Origin of the sequence: Apilactobacillus sp. (genome assembly GCF_025290035.1) — a bacterium.
GTDB lineage: Bacteria > Bacillota > Bacilli > Lactobacillales > Lactobacillaceae > Apilactobacillus.
In genome coordinates, this window is sequence record NZ_JAMBKT010000013.1 from 1 (window position 1) to 3880 (window position 3880).

Genomic DNA, 3880 nt, shown 5'->3' on the forward strand with positions numbered 1-3880 from the left:
AAGCGGAAGCTTTTTTATTTTACAACGGTTACGTCAGTTGATAAGACGTAAGTGTTTTTATTGATTTGGTAGAAACTAGTTTGTTGATCTTGAACCAACTTAGTTGCTTTAATCTTTTCACCCTTTTTGAACTTAGTACTCTTAATAGCATCAAGTCTAGGGAAGCTATATTGATCAATTTCATCCTTGTTAGGTTTTAGTTCATAATCACCAGCATGGTGTTTCTTTTTAGTAACTGCAACAGTTTGATTTACGGCTTTTAATGTATTATCAACATTGCTGTTATGTGTTGCAATACTAATTGCAGCAATGAACGCGATAAATAGTAATACGATTACAAATAATACTTTGGAAAATGTACTTCTCATAATTATAATCCCTTCATATAAATTCCATCTGTTTTTAATCATATATTAAATGTGTCAGAAGGGCAATTATAAAGATATTTTTCCACTGAAATTTACCCATCATTAAAAAATAATGAATATTTTAATTGACTTCTAATATTTTTGATAGTATATTTACATTATTCAATCCAATACGAAGAAAGAAGGTTATCCATTTGAAGAACGTAATTTTAATTTCATGTTGTTGTCAAACTATCGTTAGCACAAATGTGGTAACCTTTTTAAACGTATGATTCGAGATAGTTTGACAGAAATTAATAATAATTGAATCATACGAATAAGAGACCACTGTTTGAGGCTAACTGTTTAGTTAATCTTAGACAGTGGTCTTTTTCTTTTGATTGAAAAAATTTTTAGGAGTGAGGATATGAAGAAATTACTTGCAACATCAGCATTGACAGTATTAGTGGGGATTACCTTAGCGGCATGTGGTAATAATACTGCCAACAACGATGCGAAGACACAGACTTTAAACTTAGCAGCAACTTCCCAATTAGATACAGTGGATATTTCTAAAGCGGGAGGATATGGATCTACTGGGAACGCATTTAGTAGTTTTTACAAATTAGGTAAAAACGGTAAACCTGGTTTAGACCTAGCAGACAAAGCAACAACCAGTAAAGATGGTAAGACTTGGACTTTCCATTTACGTGATGCTAAATGGAGTAACGGTAAAACAATTACTGCCCAAGATTTTGTTTACTCATGGCGTCGTACTGTTGACCCAAGCACTAAGGCTCAATATTCATACTTATTTAACAGCGTTGTTAACGGGGAAGCAATCAACTTAGGTAAGATGAATCCAGATAAATTAGGTATTGAAGCAGTTAACAGTCGTACCGTCAGAATTCATTTAACTAAGCCAATTGCTTACTTCAAGACTTTAATGGCTTATCCATTATTTGGACCACAAGACGAAGCTACTGTTAAGAAATACGGTGACAAGTACGGAACTAACGCTAAGTACATGGTATATTCCGGTCCATTCAAGATTGAAGGCTGGAACGGTACCAACGACAAATGGTCATACTTAAAGAATAAAGATTACTGGGACGCTAAAAAGGTTAAGTTAAACCGTGTTAACTACACCGTTGTGGCAAACCCAACAACTAGTTTGAACCTATATAACCAAGGTAAGATTGATGTGACAGCACTATCTACTGAACAACTAAAGAACTACAAAGATAGTAAAGACATGAAGGATTACTCATACGCAATGACTACATTCTTGCGTTACAACTTCAATGATCCAAACGCAACTAACCGTCGTATTATCAACAACCTAAATATTCGAAAAGCAATTTCATTAGCCATCGATAGAGACCAATTAAGTCAAAACCTATTAGGATTTAAGACTAAAAAGATTACTGGTTTTGTTCCATTCGGTTTAGCCAATGATCCAAAGACTGGTAAAGACTTCGCTAGTCAACAAGACCAAGACAATGCTTTACAATACAACAAGAAGCTGGCTAAGCAATACTTCGAAAAGGGACTAAAAGAATTAGGCCTAAAGAAGATTAGTTTAACTCTATTAGCACAAAATGAAGATGCTAACACACCTGTTGCTACTCAATTCTTGAAGTCACAATTAGAAGCAATTCTACCAGGATTTACATTAAACCTAAGTAACTTACCAGGTAAGATTGTAAGTACTAACACTCAAAATGGTAACTTTGACATTGCATTATCAACTTGGGGTGGAGATTTCAAAGATCCAATTACTTTCTTACAAATCCCACAAAAGAACACACCATATAACTTTGGTAAATATGATGGTACTAAGTACAATCAATTGATTAATAAGGCTGAAAATGTAGATGCCAACAACGCTGAAAAACGTTGGCAAGATTTACTAGCTGCAAGCAATGAGCTAAATGCTGATCAAGGAATTTCACCACTTTACCAAGTGCATGCATATTACCTACAAAGAAGCACCATCAAAGATATTATTCATAACAGTGCTGGTCCACAATGGAACTACACTCGCACATATGTAAAATAAGATTAAATTAGAGCTTTCCGCTAACGGAGGCTCTTTTTTTATGTATAATTAAAGTTATAAATATGGCTAAATGGCTACAAAGATAGATGGCTAAATGAAAAAATTGATTATGGGGATGAATTTCATGATTGGGAATGAACGAAAATCTAGATATAAAATGTATAAATCCGGTAAAAATTGGATTGTCGCAGCAATCACCACGTCTGCAATTATGGCGGGGATTACTTTAGCATCGGGGGTTACCTCCCATGCTGATCAGACCAGCCCGGATACCACCGCTGCATCCACTAGTGATGCGACGACCAACTTAGATTATGCTAAACCAAAGACGGATAAGTCATTTGAAACCCAACCGGCTACTACTGTTAACAGTAATGACTCCAAACGGGTTTTACATTCTCAAATTAGCAACAACGCTAGTGCTGATTTTCAATCTCATTTAAAAGTGATTAACAACCAAATTTATTATTATTACGACAATGGGAAGTATGCGACATCAACTATCATCACCGATAATAACGTGAGTTATTATTTTGGCGCGGACGGGACACTATCATCAGATAAACCGAACTTAACCAGTGGACAAGTTTCTGCCAATCAAAATATCTCCGCATACTCTACCGATAAAAAAAGCATTAATAATTTCGACGGATATCTTCTAGCCGATACCTGGTATCGTCCTAAAAAGATTCAATTATCTAATGGGAAATGGCGTAATTCAACCAGCGAAGATTTTCGTCCGTTATTAAGTGTCTGGTGGCCAAATCGCAATGTCGAAATTGACTATTTGAATTTCATGGCTCAACATGGTTTCATTACCGGGACTTTTGATGCCAATACTACCAGCACTGATTTAGATCAAGCGGTTGCGACTGTGCGTTTAAATATTGAAAAACAAATCAATGAGAACAAAGGAAACACTTCGGATATTAAGGCTCTATTTAGAGACTTCGTTAATTCAGAATCTCGTTGGAATAAGACCAGTGAAAATTATGACATCAACGATGGTTTTCAAGGGGGCTCACTTAAATACAGCAACAATAAGGATACGCCGCAAGCCAATTCCAACTATCGTCTTTTGAATCGCACCCCCAGTCAACAAAAGGGAAAATTAAAATACACCAAAGAAGAATACAACGGTTATGAATTCTTATTAGGTAGTGATGTCGACAATTCCAATCCAACAGTGCAAGCAGAAACCTTAAACTGGCTTCACTACATGATGAATATTGGATCAATTGCCCAAAAGGACGCATCCGCTAATTTTGACGGGGTTAGAATCGACGCTGTCGATAATATGGATGCTGATGTAATCAACATTATTGCTGACTACTTTAGAGACGCATATAAAGTCAATAAGAACGATAAAAACGCCAATGCCCATTTACAAATTCTAGAAGATTGGTCAGATAATGATGCCTATTATCAAGCCGACACCGGCACTAATCAAATGACCATCGATACAGATTAT

Annotated in this window: 3 protein-coding genes; 2 read left to right on the forward strand and 1 reads right to left on the reverse strand. The window is 35.7% G+C overall.

Features of this window, described 5'->3' with window-relative positions:
* Nucleotides 1–14: 14 nt before the first annotated feature.
* On the reverse strand, nt 15–368 hold the full coding sequence (locus M3005_RS04300; RefSeq protein ID WP_293794005.1) for a hypothetical protein: 354 nt from the start codon (nt 366–368) through the stop codon (nt 15–17).
* Nucleotides 369–774: 406 nt separating this feature from the next.
* On the opposite strand from M3005_RS04300, the gene M3005_RS04305 reads away from it, so the two are divergent.
* Together M3005_RS04305 and M3005_RS04310 are read left to right on the forward strand one after the other, a co-directional pair.
* Nucleotides 775–2409, forward strand: a complete 1635-nt coding sequence (locus M3005_RS04305) for a peptide ABC transporter substrate-binding protein (RefSeq protein ID WP_293794007.1) — start codon at nt 775–777, stop codon at nt 2407–2409.
* Between the two features lie 94 nt (nt 2410–2503).
* The coding region (locus tag M3005_RS04310) for a glycoside hydrolase family 70 protein (RefSeq protein ID WP_293794009.1) at nt 2504–3880 on the forward strand (1377 nt) is incomplete at its 3' end.